The 14,971-nt window shown below is 61.7% G+C and carries 19 protein-coding genes; 10 read left to right on the top strand and 9 right to left on the bottom strand.

What is annotated here, in order from left to right:
* Positions 1-75 precede the first annotated feature (75 nt).
* From cimA to Q1A20_RS01610, 3 genes are read left to right on the top strand one after another with little or no spacing between them, the layout of a single operon-like run.
* Positions 76-1,695, top strand: coding sequence for a citramalate synthase (cimA, locus tag Q1A20_RS01620; protein WP_299404302.1), 1,620 nt, complete (start codon positions 76-78; stop codon positions 1,693-1,695).
* Complete coding sequence (locus Q1A20_RS01615; RefSeq protein WP_299404305.1) at positions 1,692-2,420, top strand: trans-aconitate 2-methyltransferase; 729 nt, start codon at positions 1,692-1,694, stop codon at positions 2,418-2,420. The genes cimA and Q1A20_RS01615 overlap by 4 nt, the downstream gene beginning before the upstream one ends.
* Complete coding sequence (locus tag Q1A20_RS01610; protein WP_299404307.1) at positions 2,410-3,180, top strand: squalene/phytoene synthase family protein; 771 nt, start codon at positions 2,410-2,412, stop codon at positions 3,178-3,180. Before Q1A20_RS01615 ends, Q1A20_RS01610 begins: the two co-directional genes overlap by 11 nt.
* A 58-nt stretch (positions 3,181-3,238) precedes the next feature.
* On the opposite strand, the gene Q1A20_RS01605 is transcribed toward Q1A20_RS01610, so the two are convergent.
* Complete coding sequence (locus Q1A20_RS01605; RefSeq protein ID WP_299404310.1) at positions 3,239-4,462, bottom strand: MFS transporter; 1,224 nt, start codon at positions 4,460-4,462, stop codon at positions 3,239-3,241.
* Between the two features lie 75 nt (positions 4,463-4,537).
* Here Q1A20_RS01605 and Q1A20_RS01600 point away from each other — a divergent pair, with 75 nt between their 5' ends.
* From Q1A20_RS01600 to Q1A20_RS01585, 4 genes are all read left to right on the top strand, one after another.
* The gene (locus Q1A20_RS01600) at positions 4,538-5,281 is read left to right on the top strand and encodes a precorrin-6A/cobalt-precorrin-6A reductase (protein WP_298969804.1); all 744 of its coding nucleotides are present in this window, start codon (positions 4,538-4,540) and stop codon (positions 5,279-5,281) included.
* Positions 5,278-5,910, top strand: coding sequence for a DNA-3-methyladenine glycosylase 2 family protein (locus Q1A20_RS01595; protein ID WP_299915634.1), 633 nt, complete (start codon positions 5,278-5,280; stop codon positions 5,908-5,910). Before Q1A20_RS01600 ends, Q1A20_RS01595 begins: the two co-directional genes overlap by 4 nt.
* Complete coding sequence (locus Q1A20_RS01590; RefSeq protein ID WP_299915632.1) at positions 5,907-6,572, top strand: alpha/beta fold hydrolase; 666 nt, start codon at positions 5,907-5,909, stop codon at positions 6,570-6,572. The genes Q1A20_RS01595 and Q1A20_RS01590 overlap by 4 nt, the downstream gene beginning before the upstream one ends.
* A 195-nt stretch (positions 6,573-6,767) precedes the next feature.
* Positions 6,768-7,256 carry a DUF995 domain-containing protein gene (locus Q1A20_RS01585; protein WP_299404320.1) on the top strand — a complete coding sequence of 163 codons (489 nt, stop codon included), beginning with the start codon at positions 6,768-6,770 and terminating at the stop codon, positions 7,254-7,256.
* A 143-nt stretch (positions 7,257-7,399) separates the two neighbouring features.
* Here the strand turns inward: Q1A20_RS01585 and Q1A20_RS01580 are convergent, their stop codons facing one another.
* Entirely contained in the window at positions 7,400-8,398 is a 999-nt protein-coding gene (locus tag Q1A20_RS01580; protein WP_299915629.1) for an AraC family transcriptional regulator, read from the bottom strand.
* Positions 8,399-8,527: 129 nt separating this feature from the next.
* Between Q1A20_RS01580 and Q1A20_RS01575 the strand changes: the two genes are divergently transcribed.
* Together Q1A20_RS01575 and Q1A20_RS01570 are read left to right on the top strand one after the other, a co-directional pair.
* A complete protein-coding gene (locus Q1A20_RS01575) occupies positions 8,528-9,583 on the top strand; it encodes an alpha/beta fold hydrolase (protein WP_299915627.1) in 1,056 nt (351 codons plus the stop codon).
* A 224-nt stretch (positions 9,584-9,807) separates the two neighbouring features.
* Positions 9,808-10,392: an HNH endonuclease gene (locus Q1A20_RS01570; protein ID WP_298969798.1), complete on the top strand. Its 585-nt coding sequence runs from the start codon at positions 9,808-9,810 to the stop codon at positions 10,390-10,392.
* 67 nt (positions 10,393-10,459) lie between these two features.
* Here the strand turns inward: Q1A20_RS01570 and Q1A20_RS01565 are convergent, their stop codons facing one another.
* Positions 10,460-10,903 (bottom strand): hypothetical protein, encoded by a 444-nt coding sequence (locus tag Q1A20_RS01565; RefSeq protein WP_298969797.1) that lies wholly within the window; start codon positions 10,901-10,903, stop codon positions 10,460-10,462.
* Positions 10,904-10,983: 80 nt separating this feature from the next.
* Here Q1A20_RS01565 and Q1A20_RS01560 point away from each other — a divergent pair, with 80 nt between their 5' ends.
* Complete coding sequence (locus Q1A20_RS01560; protein ID WP_298969796.1) at positions 10,984-11,427, top strand: MarR family transcriptional regulator; 444 nt, start codon at positions 10,984-10,986, stop codon at positions 11,425-11,427.
* A gap of 12 nt (positions 11,428-11,439) precedes the next feature.
* Here the strand turns inward: Q1A20_RS01560 and Q1A20_RS01555 are convergent, their stop codons facing one another.
* The 6 genes from Q1A20_RS01555 to Q1A20_RS01530 form a co-directional block, all read right to left on the bottom strand.
* Complete coding sequence (locus tag Q1A20_RS01555; protein ID WP_298969795.1) at positions 11,440-12,099, bottom strand: DUF2461 domain-containing protein; 660 nt, start codon at positions 12,097-12,099, stop codon at positions 11,440-11,442.
* Positions 12,100-12,111: 12 nt separating this feature from the next.
* Positions 12,112-12,456 carry a TfoX/Sxy family protein gene (locus tag Q1A20_RS01550; RefSeq protein WP_298969794.1) on the bottom strand — a complete coding sequence of 115 codons (345 nt, stop codon included), beginning with the start codon at positions 12,454-12,456 and terminating at the stop codon, positions 12,112-12,114.
* The gene (locus tag Q1A20_RS01545) at positions 12,456-12,854 is read right to left on the bottom strand and encodes an MAPEG family protein (RefSeq protein ID WP_298969793.1); all 399 of its coding nucleotides are present in this window, start codon (positions 12,852-12,854) and stop codon (positions 12,456-12,458) included. The genes Q1A20_RS01550 and Q1A20_RS01545 overlap by 1 nt, the downstream gene beginning before the upstream one ends.
* A gap of 23 nt (positions 12,855-12,877) precedes the next feature.
* Positions 12,878-13,264 carry a VOC family protein gene (locus Q1A20_RS01540; RefSeq protein WP_298969792.1) on the bottom strand — a complete coding sequence of 129 codons (387 nt, stop codon included), beginning with the start codon at positions 13,262-13,264 and terminating at the stop codon, positions 12,878-12,880.
* A 68-nt stretch (positions 13,265-13,332) separates the two neighbouring features.
* Positions 13,333-14,568 (bottom strand): sigma-70 family RNA polymerase sigma factor, encoded by a 1,236-nt coding sequence (locus Q1A20_RS01535; RefSeq protein WP_299915623.1) that lies wholly within the window; start codon positions 14,566-14,568, stop codon positions 13,333-13,335.
* 16 nt (positions 14,569-14,584) lie between these two features.
* Positions 14,585-14,956, bottom strand: coding sequence for a YciI family protein (locus Q1A20_RS01530; RefSeq protein ID WP_299915621.1), 372 nt, complete (start codon positions 14,954-14,956; stop codon positions 14,585-14,587).
* Positions 14,957-14,971 lie beyond the last annotated feature (15 nt).

The following is a 14,971-nucleotide window of genomic DNA, read 5'->3' as shown; positions in this document are numbered from 1 at the left end:
CTGTCCGGGCTGTAAGCCCGGACCGTTGTTTTCGCGCGGCTTGCGCCGAGCCATCTACTTTTGCGAAAGACAGCCATGACCGAACGCCTTTATCTCTACGACACCACCCTGCGCGACGGGCAGCAGACGCAGGGCGTCCAGTTTTCCACCGAGGAGAAGCGCACCATCGCCGAAGCGTTGGATGCGCTGGGCGTTGACTACATCGAAGGCGGCTGGCCCGGCGCCAACCCGACCGACAGCGCGTTTTTTGATGCCGCCCCGAAGACCCGCGCGACTATGACGGCTTTTGGCATGACCAAACGTGTGGGCATCTCCGCGGAAAACGACGATGTCCTTGCCGCGGTCATGAACGCTGGTACCAAAGCGGTCTGCCTGGTGGGCAAAACCCATGATTTTCACGTGCGCGCGGCCCTCGGGATCGCGCTCCAAGACAACACCGATAACATCGCGCGATCGATTGCCCACCTGAAATCCGCGGGGCGCGAGGCGCTGTTTGACGCCGAACATTTCTTTGACGGATACCGGTCCAACCCGGCCTACGCGCTGGAAACCGTGCGCGCGGCCTATGACGCGGGCGCGCGCTGGATTGTGCTATGCGATACTAATGGCGGCACGCTACCCGAAGAGGTCGGGCGGATCACCGCAGAGGTGATTGCCGCGGGCATTCCGGGCGACCATCTGGGCATTCACACGCACAACGACACGGAAAATGCAGTCGCCTGCACGCTCGCGGCCGTTGATGCCGGCGCGCGCCAGATCCAGGGCACACTGAACGGTCTGGGCGAGCGCTGCGGCAATGCCAACCTGACCTCGATCATCCCGATCCTGCTGCTGAAAGACCCCTATGCCAGCCGGTTTGAGATTGGCGTTACGAAAAAAGCGCTCAAAGGGCTGACACGGACCAGCCGGATGCTGGATGAAATCCTCAACCGGGTGCCCTTCCGGCAGGCGGCTTTTGTCGGCTCTTCAGCCTTTGCGCATAAGGCGGGGCTGCACGCCTCGGCAATTGCCAAGGACCCGACCACTTATGAGCACATCGCACCCGATGACGTGGGCAATGCGCGCATCATTCCGATGTCGAACCAGGCCGGGCAATCCAACCTGCGCGAACGTCTGACCGCTGCGGGCATTACCGTGGCAAAAGGCGACCCGGCCCTGGGCCTGATCCTGGATCGGATCAAGGCGAGGGAGGCAGAGGGGTATTCCTACGACACCGCGCAGGCCAGTTTCGAGCTGCTGGCCCGCGCGGCCCTGGGCCAGATGCCGGACTTCTTTGAGGTCAAACGCTACCGCGTCACGGTGGAGCGGCGCAAAAACAAATATGACAAGATGATCAGCCTGTCGGAGGCCGTGGTGGTCGTGAAAGTCGATGGCGTCAAAAAGCTGTCGGTGAGCGAATCCATGGATGAGACGGGCTCGGATCGCGGCCCCGTAAACGCGCTGGCCAAGGCGCTGGCCAAGGATCTTGGCCCCTATCAGGCGATCATCGACGACATGCGGCTGGTGGATTTCAAGGTGCGCATCACCCAGGGCGGCACCGAGGCGGTGACCCGTGTGATCATCGATTCCGAAGACGGGCAGGGGCGGCGCTGGTCGACGGTTGGGGTTTCCGCGAATATAGTGGACGCTTCTTTCGAGGCGCTGCTGGATGCGATCCGCTGGAAACTGCTGCGCGACCGAAAGGTTGCGGCATGAGCGACGCCTATTGGGACGCCTTTTTCGAATTGCACCGCGATTTGCCGCGCGAGGGGCCGGGCGAAGACGTCGATGTGGCCTGGGCCGCAGAGATCGCCGATCTGAAACCTGATGCGCGGATCTGTGACGCTGCCTGTGGTCCGGGCGCCGATATCGCGGCGCTGCGCCGGGTGGCCCCTCGGGGGCATGTCGACGCGATGGACAAGGTCGCGGGCTTTGTGGAACAGGCCCGCGCGCGGCAGGGCGATGATCCGAATGTAACGCTTTTGGTGGCGGACATGTCCGACATCACCGGCCCCTACGATATGATCTGGTGTGCTGGCGCGCTCTATTTTCTAGGCGTGACCGAAGGATTACAGCGCTGGCGCGAGGCGCTCGCCCCCGGCGGTGTGGTCGCATTCTCCCATGTCTGCTGGTTCACCGAGGACCGCCCGACAGCGGCGGTGGATCTCTGGGCGGACTACCCAGAGATGACCGATGTGGCGGGCGTGGCTGCGTGGGTGGAGGCCGCAGGCTATACCACTCTGGCGACCCGCAAAATATCCGACAGGGCCTGGGAAGATTACTACGGGCCGCTTGATCAACGCATCGCAAAGCTGAGCCCCGGCGCAAGTGGCGCGCTGACGCAGGTTCTGGAGGAGGCCCGCACCGAAGCGGCGGTCTGGCGTGCGCATCGCGAAAGTTTCGGCTATCTGCTCAGCGTTGTGCGCCCGAATGCAGTTTGACGCGGACCTCAACGCCTGTGCAGCACTGGTGGAAAAAGGCGACCCGGACCGATTTGCGGCCACGATGGCCAGCCCGGTCACGGCCCGGCGCATTCTCTTCCCGCTCTACGCCTTCAACGTCGAGGTATCGCGCGCGCCCTGGCTCACGCAGGAGCCGATGATCGCGGAAATGCGCTTGCAGTGGTGGCGCGATGCCCTCGAGGAAATCGCCGAAGGGACCCCAGTGCGCCGCCACGAAGTGGTCACGCCGCTCGCTGCTTGCCTTGATGCCAAAGGGGCCAGACTGCTGGACGATCTGGTGGCGGCGCGTCGCTGGGACATTGGCAGCGACGCTTTCGAGGATGAAGCCGCGCTCTGGCAATATCTCGACGCGACCACTGGCAACCTGCTGTGGACGGCGGCGCGCGCGCTGGACGCCGCCGCTGAGGATGAAGCTGATTTTCGTCGGGTGGCGCGCGCCATCGCACTGGCGAACTGGATGCAGGCGCTGCCTGAGCTGGAAGCGCGGGGCAAAAAACCGATGCACGACGGGCGACCGGAAACGCTGTTGCAGCTCGCAAACGCCGCCTTGAGTGATCTCAAGCGGCAAACCCGCCTGAGCACGCCCTCCCTTCTGGTGCTGCTCTCAGGGTGGCGTACGCGGGGCATCCTGCGCCGCGTACAAAAGACCCCGCAGCTTGTGGCCCGCGGCCAGCTTGCGGAACCTGCGATCCTGCGCAGCGCTGCGCTGATCCTCGCACGCCTGAAACGCCGAATTTGACTTCTTCTGGCTAAAAATATCCCGGGGGAGGTGCGACGCACCGGGGGGCAGCGCCCCCTCAGACGGTCTGTTCTCTGGGCCGCAGCACCAGCCAGATCAACGCCCCCCCCGCGAGCACGAGGAAAGGCACCATCGCGATATTGACGGCGGCCCAGCCTTCCTGCGGCGTGCCGCCGGAGCAATTCATCAGACCGCCGGAAGACAGCGACGCCAAGGTCACACCGCCAAAGACCAAGAGGTCGTTCAATCCCTGCATTCGTCCGCGTTCATGCGGCGCATGCGCGCCGGCAAGCATCGTCGTGGCCCCGATGAAACCAAAGTTCCAGCCCAGCCCCAGCAAGATGAGGGCCACGAAGAAATGCCCCAGTTCCACACCAGAGAGGGCAACAGCCCCGGCGGCGCCCAGGATCAGCAGACCCAGGCCCATGATCCGCTCCACGCCGAAACGTACGATCAGATGGCCGGTAAAAAAGGACGGCGCAAACATCGCCAGCACGTGCCCGGTCACCACATTGGAGGCGTCGGCCACCGCAAAGCCACAGCCCACAACCGCCAGCGGTGTGGAGGTCATCACCAGGTTCATCAGCGCGTAAGACACCATGGCGCAGATGACAGCCACGGCAATGCGCGGCGTTTTCAACAGTTCTGCCAGGGAACGACCATGCGGGCTGTCCACAGTCCTTTTGGGCGGCTTGGGGATGTCGAGGAAGGCGAAGAGGAACATGCCCATGACGTTCAGCGCCATGGCAGCCAGATAGACCGGAAAGAACCGCATGACCGTCGCGTCGGGATTAGTGCTGGTCAGGTACCCCACCAACTGCGGCCCGATGATGGCAGACAGGAGCCCGCCTGCCATGACATAGGAAATCGCTTTAGGCCGGAAGGCATCAGAGGCGGTATCGGCAGCCGCAAAGCGGAAAAAACCCTGCGATGACATATAGATGCCTGTCAGGTAGCTGCCGACCAGAAAGATCCAGAAATTCGAGAGCGTCAGCGCATAGGCGCAAATCGAGGCCCCAAGAAGCCCCCCCGCCGCGCCGACGATGAAACCCGCGCGCCGACCAAAACGCTGCATCAATCCCGAAAGCCAGGGTGCCGTGGTCATCGAGCCAAAGACGATCATTGAAATCGGCAGGGTGGCAAGGCAGGCATTCACGGCCATTTGCTGCCCGGCGAGACCGCCGACAACGAACATCATGGTGATCTGACTGCCCAGAAAGGCCTGTGCCATCACCAGCACTGCCACGTTGCGCTTGGCGCGACTATCATCCACATGTTGCATGCCGTGTGCGTAATCCTCTTGCGCGAAGTGAGCAAGCCCTCTTGCACCCCCGGCGATCTGACATAAAGTCGCTCCATGCGAAACGGTACAAAAACTCTGGTCATGGCGGGTGCACGCGAGGCGCATAGCATCGTGTCACGGCTGGTGACCCGGGGGCGCAACGTCATTGCCAGCCTGCCGGAGCCGGAACGCGTCTTTGACCCCTTGCCGGTGCCCACGCGGATCGGTCCGTTTCATGACGCGAATGCCTTGGATCAATGGTTTGAAGACAATCAAGTGGCCTGCGTGATCGATGCCAGCCACGCGTTCGATGCAACCATTTCGAGCCGCACGGCGGTGCTATGCGCAAAGAGAAATCTACGTTACGTACGGGTGCTGCGGCCCTCCTGGCGTCCCACGGGCCAGGACCGGTGGATACGTTATACTTCGGTCGAAAAGGCCGCAAAGGAAATCCCGGCAAATGCACGGGTTTTCAGCAATACCGGCCGCGCCTCGCTGCCGGAATTTGCCGAATTTGCCGGGCAGGCGCTGTTTTTACGCCAAACCCAGAACCCAACAGCGCCGCCCCCGTTTTCCTTCGTGAGCTATGTGGTCGGGAAACCGCCTTTTTCGCAACGCCATGAAGAGCAATTGTTTCGCGATCTCCGCATCTCGATGCTGATCTGTCGGAATGTCGGGGGCGCCGCGAGCATGTCCAAACTGCTTGCCGCGCGGCGTCTGGGCGTGCGGGTTTCCATGATCGACCGGCCGGATCCGCCAGTGGCCATGCCCGTGGTCGAAACGGTTGCTGAGGCGCTGGCCTGGGAAGCCAATCCTTGAGCATTGGCCGGATTGTCGAAACCGACGCGGATGTTGCCGAAGGTGCTGCGTGGCTGGCGGCACAAGATCCTGTCCTGGCGGTGGCCTACAAAACCACTGGGCCGCTGCCCCTGCGGCGCAGACCGGATGGGTTCTCCCAATTGCTCAGTGCGATTGTCAGTCAGCAGGTCTCCACCGCCTCTGCCCGCGCGCTTTGGGGCAAATTGGAAGCGGCGGGTGTGATTGACGCCGAGGCGGTGCGTGCGCGATCCGAGGGCGATTTGCGCGATCTCGGTCTCAGTCGTCAGAAGGCGCGCTATGCCCATGCGCTGGCCGCGGCCGAGATCGACTTTGGAGCACTGCGCCAGTCGCCTGACGCCGAGGTTGTCAAAACACTCACCGCCGTCACCGGCATCGGTGTCTGGACTGCCGAGATCTATGCGATGTTTTCGTTGGGGCGGGCGGATGTATTCGCCCCCGGTGATCTGGCGCTGCAGGAAGCGGCGCGCCTGCTTTACGATTTGCCCGAACGCCCCCGCGAACCGGTCCTGCGGCAGCTGGCGGAAAACTGGTCGCCCTGGCGGTCGGTTGCGGCGCGGCTGCTCTTTGCCTACTACAGACACGCAAAGCAGAGGGACGGGATTACATGACACGGGTTTTGAATGCAGGGCGGCGGGCGCCGGTATCCGGGGACACGCGGTCCGTTGTCGTGTTCCTGCACGGCTACGGGGCCAATGGTGCCGATCTTCTTGGTCTCGCCGACCCTTTGGGTGAACACCTGCCGGATACGCTTTTCATCGCGCCTGACGCGCCCGAAGCCTGCGCCGGGGCCCCGATGGGGTTTCAGTGGTTTCCGATCCCTTGGATTGACGGCTCCTCCGAAGAGGAATCGATGCGCGGGATGATGCAGGCGGTTGAGGATCTGAACGCCTTTCTCGACGCGCTGATGGTGGATGAGGATGTCTTGCCGGAACAGGTCGTGCTCTTTGGCTTCAGCCAAGGCACCATGATGGCGCTGCACATTGCCCCGCGCCGCGAAGATGAGATCGCGGGTGTGGTCGGGTTTTCGGGCCGTTTGCTCAGCCCCGAAACACTGGCGGATGAGGTGGTTGTGCGCCCGCCGATCCTGCTGGTGCATGGGGATGCGGATGATGTTGTCCCGCCACAATCGCTGCCCCAGGCGGCAGAGGCATTGCAGGAAGCGGGATGGAAAGACGTCTATGCTCATATCATGAAGGGCACGGGCCACGGCATCGCGCCTGATGGTCTGTCGGTGGCGCTGGCCTTCATGCGGGACAAGCTCAGTCTGTAACCGCTTGGCGGAAATCCGCATCATCGGCGATCAAGGCCACGCACCCGCAAGCTCATTGTGGCCGGTTGCTGCCCTCACAGAAAATCCTCACGCCAAACGCAAAAGCCGTCTTTTTCACCGGCATAGTCCAGATGGATCATGACGCGGTTCGGGGGAATCGCGTGGAATAGAGACACGTTTCATTTGGAGGAAAATATGATTTTTAAAACGATGAAAGGTGCTTTAGGCGCCGTGATGACCGTTGCTTTGATGACCGCAGGCACCGCCGCATTGGCGGATAAAAAACCGCGCGGATCGAAACCGGCTGATCCGCAACGGGTCATCGAAGCCTATTTGGGCAACACCTGGAACTGGTCACGCGGTGGGTCCTATTGGGGCGGCAGCGGCGTATTTCAGGCCGTCTGGACCAGCGAAAAGGACAACAGCAAGTCCTACGCCGATGGCAAATGGTATGTGACCTCGAAAGGCACGCTCTGCTATGAGGCGGTCTGGGAATGGAAAGACAAGGACGAGCCGGATGAGGTCAAGAAAAACTGCTGGCGGCATGTTGTTGACAAGGAGGGTCGGCTTTGGCAGCGCCATCATGAAAAGGAAGAATGGTACAAGCCCAATCCCGACAAGATCACAAGCGGTAATGGGATCAAAGCCGCCTACAATGAGCACCGCAAGGCCGTAGGCGGGTAGCGGGTCCGCCTGTCCTCCCAGAGGCAGGCCCGGGCGCCGCGCCGGAAAGGGACACATATATATGTGTCCCTTTTTTCTGTTCTTGTGGCAGGGAACACTTCTTCGCGGCAACGGTGCAGGTGCGGCGGGATGCGGGCCTGCGCCTAGCCTTTGCGATAGGCGCCCGGGCTTTGGCCATAGGCGCGCTGGAATTCCGTATAGAAATTGGAGCGGGTCAGAAACCCCGCGGCCTCACCAATGGCGCTCACCGGGTCATTGGTGGCGCGCAGCAGATCAGCCGCTGCCGTCACCCGAAACCCGTTGATGAATTGCGACACGTTTTTGCCGGTTTGCCGGTTCACGGCTGTGGACAGCACCCGATCCGTCACGCCAATGCGCCGGGCCAGCCGCGTCAACGACAGATCGGGATCGGTGAAAAGCCGGGTCTCCTCCAAAAACTGCGTGGCGCGGGTGACGACATCATCGTCCTGATCAGAGAGGGATGTGGTGGTCTCCTTGCCGGTAGGGGCCTTGCCGATCCAGAACGCGGCACCGGCAAAGAGCAGGATGAGGATCAGGCTGCCAAGGGACAGCATCCGGGTGACGTTTGCCCCCTCGTTGCGGATGAAATCGACGGCAATCACCGTGTCCATCAGGCAGGTCACGGCCAGGAGCAGCACACCCAGCACCATGAACCGTCGCATCTTGGGAATATGGGCCACGGCCAATTGCGACAACCGGTCCGGGCCGCCGCGCCACAGACGCATCAGCAGCACGGCATAAAACGCGTAGCTGAAGGCGATCAGAAAATCGAGCGCGATGCGGACCTGCGGCACCGCGGCGACCACCAGGGTGAAAGCCGCGGCCCAGCCCAGATGAAGCACGACGAGGCGGCGCAGATGCTCCGCACGGTCGCTGAGCGCCAGAAAACCCAGATAGAGCAGCGGGCCAATCCAGAAGGGCAGCAACCGCTGGATCACCAGCACGCCCTCGATCTGGTAGGCAAAGCGCAGGGCCACCAGAATGGTTTCGATCATCATCACGGCAGCCAGCACCAGAAACAGTGTTTTGGCGTGCGTCCCGAGCCAGCCTCGCGTGACCACAAGCGCCGCCATCAAGGCGGCAAGCCCGGTCAGAAAAAGCGGTAGGGGCACGGAAATCACTGTCTTTCCTGCTCGTTAGGGGCGCGAACCTGTCCTGAAACAGCTTTCAGGACAGCCCCTCCATTGCCCGAAAAACCCAAACGGCTCAAGTGGTCAGCATCACGCAAATCAACATAAAGGATGCATGCCATGACCCGAGACCTTTTCAACCTGACCGCCAGTTTGAGCTTCGCTCTCATCGCGCTGTCGCCCACATTGACCGAGGCGCAGGACCACCGCCCGGGCGTTGCCGAGTTTCAGGCGGCCCATCCCGGTGGCGCGCGTGCGCTCGACGGCCATGTCTGGTACCCCACCAAAGCCGAAGGAGACGAAAAGCTGTTGCGGGGCAGTGCCGTCTGGCGCGACATCACCGGCCATCTTGATGCGCGCATTGCGCCGGGTGTCTTCCCGGTGGTGATGATCTCGCACGGGATGTACGGCAATTCGGTCAATCAGGCGTGGCTGGCGAAACGGCTGGCCGCAGAAGGCGTGATTTCGATCCTGCCCAACCATCCCGGCACCACCAGCTTTGGCCGCGACCCGGATCAGGCGCGGCAATTATGGCTGCGTGCCACCGACCTCAGCGTCAGTTTTGATCAGCTGCTGACCGATCCGCGGTTTGCTGATCACATGGACCCCACCCGGGTGGCTGCCACGGGGCATTCGCTGGGGGGTTATACGGTGATGGCCGCAGCGGGCGCCCGGCATGATGCGGCACATTTTGCCGCCGGCTGTGTTGATGCGCCGGAGCGCGTGGATTGTGATGTGCTCGACGGCTGGAAGGTCGGGCACAATGCGGATGATCTTGAGATGTTGCAGAGCGACCGGTCCGATCCACGTATCCGCACGGTGATCCCGCTGGATCTCGGCGGCGCGCAGACCTTCGCTCCGGCCAGCCTGCAGGCCATCGACATGCCGGTGCTGGTGTTGGGGTCCGGGCGCCAGGATATGCTCAATCAGGACGTCGAGTCCCGCGCCCTTGCAGCGGCCCTGCCGGATGCGCTGGTCACTCATGTGGAAATCGAAGATGCGGGCCACTTTGATTTCATGGGTGCCTGTGTCGAAGGCGGCTATGAGATCCTCAAGCGGGAAGAGCCCGGCGATGAGGTTGTCTGCGTCAAGGGCGCTGAGGAACGCGTGGCCCAGCACGACCGGATTTTTGCGCTGATCCTGGACCACCTGCGTCAAACCGGTGTGATGCCATAACCCGTAAAGTCGCGCGCCGGGCGGGTCTTGTGCCCGTCCGGAGTGCGCCTGTGGATAACTGTCACTTAATCGTTACGGAATCGACTTAACCAAATGGCGAGATATTGTGGTCACACTAGGACTTGTCAGCTTGCAACCACGATATATAGTCTTCTTGAGACTCGCGCGCTGGTGGCGCGGTTGGCGCGAGGGTACAGGCAAATCGGCATAGGGTGAGCCCAGACATGGACGGCGATTTCAGAACGGATTTTACGCGCAACCCGGCGGCGTTGAGGCACAGGCCGGCCTTGGTGCTGAATGCCGATTATCGGCCGCTCAGCTACTACCCGCTGTCGCTCTGGCCCTGGCAGGAAGCCGTCAAGGCGGCTTGGCTCGACCGGGTCGATATCGTCGCCGAATATGACGATATTGTCCGAAGCCCGAGTACCGAGATCAGAATACCGTCGGTCGTTGTTCTCAAGGACTATGTGAAACCTCAAAAGCGCGTGGCCTTCACGCGCTTTAATTTATTTCTGCGGGACGAATTCAGGTGCCAGTACTGCGGTGCCAAGGGCGAATTGACCTTTGACCACGTGGTGCCCCGCGCCAGCGGCGGGGTCACGAGCTGGCAGAATGTGGTGGCAGCGTGTTCGCCCTGCAATCTCAAGAAGGGGTCAAAACCGCTGCACCGCACTGGCCTGTCCCTACGCAAGCCGCCGCGTCAACCGGGCGCAGAGGAACTGCGCAACATGGGCCGCAAATTCCCACCCAACCACTTGCATGAAAGCTGGATGGATTTCCTTTATTGGGATGCCGAGCTGGAGGCTTGAAGCCCCGTAAGGGCGCCGCGCGGCCTGCGTCCAACGCAGGATGCGATCTAAAATCACCCGCCGAGGCTCAGGTCAGGCGACGCCGCCACCGGGTCAGGGACAATCCGTCGCGCATATTGAGCCCCAGCAAGGCAATGTTCACCGCGCCCGCAATCAGTTCGATGGTTTGCACCGCATAGAATGCTGCATCGAAGTCGCCCGCCTGTGCCTTGAAAGATAGGTAAAGCGCCGAGGGGATCAGGATCAGGATGCCATTGGCCGCCAGAAAAGGCATCCGTTTTTGTTTCTTGGCAACCAAAGGTCCGCGGAACTTTTTCGAGAGTGTTGCACCTGTGATGCCTGCGGTCATCAAGGCCGGGATCAGGATCACGAAGCCCCAGGGAATGAGCGTTTTCACCATGACGATTGCCGCGGTGCTGCCAAAGAGTTCTGAAAGGATCGTCGACATCCAGAAGGTGAAGATCGTGAGCAGGGCGATGCCTCCTGCAATTGGGTGAAGGGTTTTGACCATTGGTTTGCTCCTGATGCATGATTTAACATAGCAAGCTATATAATATTGCATAGCTTGCTATGCAAGTGGTATTCAGAAGAATGACATCCTTTCAAAACCACTCTGCCGGATATCTGGTGAATCACATGGCGCGGCTCTTTGCACGGGGCCTGTCGGAGCGGATCAAGCCGCTGGGCCTGACGACCGGTACCTTTCCGGCGCTTTTGGAGCTTTGGGAGAAAGACGGGTTAACGCAAAAGGAACTGGTGGCCCGGCTTGATATCGAACAGGCGACCATGGCCAATACGCTGACCCGGATGGAACGGGACGGGATGATTGTGCGCAAACGGGATGCTTCGGATGGTCGGGTGCAACGGGTCTGGCTAACGGATCAGGCGCGCGCGTTGAAAGAACCCGCCATTGCCGCGGCGGTGGCTCAGAATGCCGATGCGCTTGTCGGGCTGTCGGAGGCCGAGAGGGGCGTTTTTCTGGACCTGGCGCAGAGGATCATTCTGGCCATGAAAAGTGACACGCCCCCGGCATGATAGCTGCTTCGCTCAAGCGATATCCGACAGGAAGTCGAACACCTCACGCAGGGGGGTCATCTCTGACACTGTTCTGGTCACAAGGTCGGGCTGCGTGACAAACCCAGTGTCTGAGATGTCTTTCCAGGCCGAAAACCCCTTGCGGCGCAGTGCTTCCGCATGCGGATGGTCTTTGTCGAAGCCCGAAGGCACGCGTTTCAATGCCGGTGCACTGACACGCAGGCCCGTGTCCTGCAAACGTGTGGTCAGCGCGATCAACGCGGCGCCCTTGTCACCTGCCATCTGGGCGCGAAACGCCGTGAGCCCGTCCTTGTCGAACTGAAACACCCCGCAGCCCAGCGAAAGCCTTTCGAGGCCAAGCCCGAAAAACCACATCGGCGCGTTGGGTCCTCCCTCCTCTGGCGCAAAGGACAGGTGGATGTGAGTGTTGTAGGGTGTCTTGTCTTTGGAGAAACGGATATCGCGGTGAATGCGGTAGATTTTCGCGTGATGCGCTCTGCCGGTTGTCGTGCTTAGTGCCGCGCTCATGGCCAGGGCAAAGCCTTTGGCGGGTTCTTTAATCTCCTGCTCGTAGACCTGTTTGTGCGCTGCAAACCAGGTCTTGTCATTATGCGCCTTCAGGTCCGACAAAAAGGTGAGGGCCTGCGGTGAGAAATGGTCAAATGGATCCATGGGGCCTCCGGATCAGGATTTAGGGGGCAGGGATGCCGCGTGGGTGAGGCAGAGGTGCAGCCATTCCTGTAACTCTTTTGCGTCGCACTCATCATGTGTCACATGCACAAGACCACCAAGCTTGCGCGCGCCCTGGACAACCGGGCGCGCGACGGGGTTGCGCAGGGCGGCAGCTTCCTGCGCCTTGCCGACCCGGAACATGAAACGGCGCAGGCCATCCTTGTCGCGCCGGGCACCGCTCAGCATATGACCGTTCAGGAAAAAACAGGTGCCGCCCATCATCCGTTTTTCGCTGATCCCGGCATGCCCCTCAAGGGCGGCCCGCATCCTTGCGATGAGCTCTTCGTCCTGCGGCATCAGATCACCCCGCCCAGGGTCAGCAGGATCGACGCCGCGAGGACCAGCATCGTGAGCGAGGTCAGGGCCGCTCCGATCAGGCGCCCCGACCCCGTGGGGTTGCGGCGCAGGGCAACGTAATGGATCAGCCGCGCGGCGAGCAAGGCGACCCCGCAGGCCAGCACCAGCCAGGAGGGCGCGCCTGCGATCTCTGCCCCGGCCATGGCCAGCAGGGCCAGCGGGACATATTCGATGAAATTGCCATGCGCGCGAATACGGCGCAGCAGATCCTCATCATCGCCATGCAGCATCATGATGCCGGTCTCTGCGCGCCGCAGGCCGACCAGGATCGAAATGGGCACGCTCATGAGGACGAAGAGGGCGGTGAAGATTAGCGTTGTTTGCGGCATCTGGTCCATGGTCAGGTCTCCTCTCAGGGCGCTCAGCCGGTCATGCTTTCATAGGTGATCAGGGCAAAGCGCGCGCCATGCGGATCGGTCAGCGTCGCCATGCGCCCGACCCCCGGCATGTCCATTGCGGGTGCGACGAGCGTCGCGCCCTTGGCCTGCGCGGTGGCCACGCTTGCATCCACATCGGCCACGGTGAAATAGATCGTCCAGACGCCGGTTTCCTCCGGCATCGGGGAAAAGCCGCCGATGGCCGTTTCGCCCACCGCTGCGGCGGAATAGCTGGACCCGTCCTGCATCGGCATGTCGTTGATCGTCCAGCCCAGCACGTCCTTGTAGAACGTCTTGGCCGCGTTCTGGTCTGGCCCTGAATGGCCGATCCAGCCGGAATTGCCGATGGTTGTCATGTCGAGAATGCTCACAATGTCGCTCCTTGTTGCGGTGTCCCACATCGGGGACTGAACCAAGGACGCGTGATCGGCTTGCGATCCTACAGGCCTTCCATATTTTTTCGACACGTGGCGATTTTCTCTTCGATCACGGTGCGTTCCGGCCCGGTTGGCCCAAGGTCCAAGGCCGCGCGATAGGCATCGATGGCGGCCTCCGGGCGGTCCGTCTGTGTCAGCAAGGCAGCCCGCATCGTGTGATACCACCGGTAGGCCTGAAGATCCGTTTTCAACGTCTCCATCTCGCGCAGCGCAAACTCCGGCCCTTGTGTCTTGGCCTGCACTGCAATCAGGTTCAGACGGATCACCGGCGTCGGTTGCAACACGTGAAGGGCGGCGTAATGCGCCTCAATCACCGGCCAGTTGGTATGCGCCGGCGTTGGCGCGGCGGCATGTTCTGCCGCGATGGCCGCCTGGATGCGGTAGGGGCCCTGATGCCCGATCCGCTGCGCCTTGTAGAAGAATGCCGTGGCTTCCGCAGTCGCCGCACGGTCCCAGAGCTGCCGATCCTGGTCTTCAAATGCCACCAGATGTCCGGTCGCATCGATGCGTGCGTCGCGCCGGGCGTGCTGGAACAGGAGCAGGGACAGCAGGGCCGCCTGTTCGCCCATGCCGGGGAAGAGCTCTGTCATCAGCCGGGCCAGCCGTATCGCCTCCTCACAAAGCGTCAGGCGGATTTGCGTTGGCGCATCCGAGGTCGACCACCCCTCGTTGAACATCAGGTAGATCATCAGGGAAACCTCGCCCAGACGCCTGCCGCGTTCCCGCGGGCTGGGGGTTTCAAAGGCCACCGGCTGGGCGGCGATCTTCTTTTTGGCGCGGGTAATCCGTTGTTCCATCGCCTTGGGTTTGACCAGAAACCCCCGTGCAATCTCCGGCACGGTCAACCCGCCCACGATCCGCAGGGCAAGGGCGATCTGGTCCTGCCGCTCCAGCGCCGGATGGCAGCAGATGAATAAAAGGCGCAGGACATCATCCCGCAATTCATGCGGATCGGGGGGTGGGGGGGCATCGCTTTCCATGACAATCCGGTTTTCCGCCAGCAGGCGCGTCTGGCGCTGTGCCTTGCGCAGTTTGTCGAGGCCCGCATGTCTGGCCGTGGTCAGAAACCAGGCAAAGGGGTCGCGCGGCGTCCCGTTTTTGGGCCAGTCGGTCAGGGCCTTGATGCAGGCCTCGGAAAAGGCTTCCTCGGCGGTTTCCACGTCGCGAAAATACCGGGTCAACGCTGCAATGGCCCTGGGGCGTTGGTGGGCAAAGCTCGCTTCCAGCCAATCCGACATGCGCCGCCTTTCCCGATCAATCGGTTGAAATGGCCCCTCCGGCCCAGGCGATCGGGCGGACCTCCAGCCGGGCAATGGGGGACGAAATCATCCGCGCATGGGTGATTGCTTCCTCCAGATTGCTGAACTCGGCGGCATAAAAACCCAAAAAGCTCTCTTTTGTCTCGGCAAAGGGGCCGTCGATAATCAGCGGATCAGCCGCCGCTTCGGGCGCAGGGTCGATGGTCACCGCCGACGATGGCGGCATCAGCTTGACGGAAATAAAATCGCCCCGGTCCTGCAGTTTTTCCTGCAAGGCGTGGTGGTTTGCCATGACCTGTTCCTGCCGGTCTTTCGGCAGATTTTCGAACATCCCGGCTTCTCCATAGATCGTGATTGCGTACATCATGGCGCGGTCTCCCTT

Origin of the sequence: uncultured Roseobacter sp., assembly GCF_947501835.1 — a bacterium.
In the GTDB taxonomy this organism is placed as follows: domain Bacteria; phylum Pseudomonadota; class Alphaproteobacteria; order Rhodobacterales; family Rhodobacteraceae; genus Roseobacter.
Note: the sequence above shows the minus strand (reverse complement) of the source record. Positions and strands in the feature narration are given on the sequence as shown.

What these genes read in the sequence shown, in the direction of transcription:
- Q1A20_RS01570 (WP_298969798.1), top strand. Translation starts at nt 9,808, where the DNA reads ATGGACGGCGATTTCAGAACGGATTTTACGCGCAACCCGGCGGCGTTG.
- Q1A20_RS01565 (WP_298969797.1), bottom strand. Translation starts at nt 10,903, where the DNA reads ATGGTCAAAACCCTTCACCCAATTGCAGGAGGCATCGCCCTGCTCACG.
- Q1A20_RS01605 (WP_299404310.1), bottom strand. Translation starts at nt 4,462, where the DNA reads ATGCAACATGTGGATGATAGTCGCGCCAAGCGCAACGTGGCAGTGCTG.
- Q1A20_RS01610 (WP_299404307.1), top strand. Translation starts at nt 2,410, where the DNA reads ATGCAGTTTGACGCGGACCTCAACGCCTGTGCAGCACTGGTGGAAAAA.
- Q1A20_RS01585 (WP_299404320.1), top strand. Translation starts at nt 6,768, where the DNA reads ATGATTTTTAAAACGATGAAAGGTGCTTTAGGCGCCGTGATGACCGTT.
- Q1A20_RS01545 (WP_298969793.1), bottom strand. Translation starts at nt 12,854, where the DNA reads ATGGACCAGATGCCGCAAACAACGCTAATCTTCACCGCCCTCTTCGTC.
- Q1A20_RS01560 (WP_298969796.1), top strand. Translation starts at nt 10,984, where the DNA reads ATGACATCCTTTCAAAACCACTCTGCCGGATATCTGGTGAATCACATG.
- Q1A20_RS01575 (WP_299915627.1), top strand. Translation starts at nt 8,528, where the DNA reads ATGACCCGAGACCTTTTCAACCTGACCGCCAGTTTGAGCTTCGCTCTC.
- Q1A20_RS01600 (WP_298969804.1), top strand. Translation starts at nt 4,538, where the DNA reads ATGCGAAACGGTACAAAAACTCTGGTCATGGCGGGTGCACGCGAGGCG.
- Q1A20_RS01555 (WP_298969795.1), bottom strand. Translation starts at nt 12,099, where the DNA reads ATGGATCCATTTGACCATTTCTCACCGCAGGCCCTCACCTTTTTGTCG.
- cimA (WP_299404302.1), top strand. Translation starts at nt 76, where the DNA reads ATGACCGAACGCCTTTATCTCTACGACACCACCCTGCGCGACGGGCAG.
- Q1A20_RS01615 (WP_299404305.1), top strand. Translation starts at nt 1,692, where the DNA reads ATGAGCGACGCCTATTGGGACGCCTTTTTCGAATTGCACCGCGATTTG.
- Q1A20_RS01590 (WP_299915632.1), top strand. Translation starts at nt 5,907, where the DNA reads ATGACACGGGTTTTGAATGCAGGGCGGCGGGCGCCGGTATCCGGGGAC.
- Q1A20_RS01550 (WP_298969794.1), bottom strand. Translation starts at nt 12,456, where the DNA reads ATGCCGCAGGACGAAGAGCTCATCGCAAGGATGCGGGCCGCCCTTGAG.
- Q1A20_RS01535 (WP_299915623.1), bottom strand. Translation starts at nt 14,568, where the DNA reads ATGTCGGATTGGCTGGAAGCGAGCTTTGCCCACCAACGCCCCAGGGCC.
- Q1A20_RS01530 (WP_299915621.1), bottom strand. Translation starts at nt 14,956, where the DNA reads ATGATGTACGCAATCACGATCTATGGAGAAGCCGGGATGTTCGAAAAT.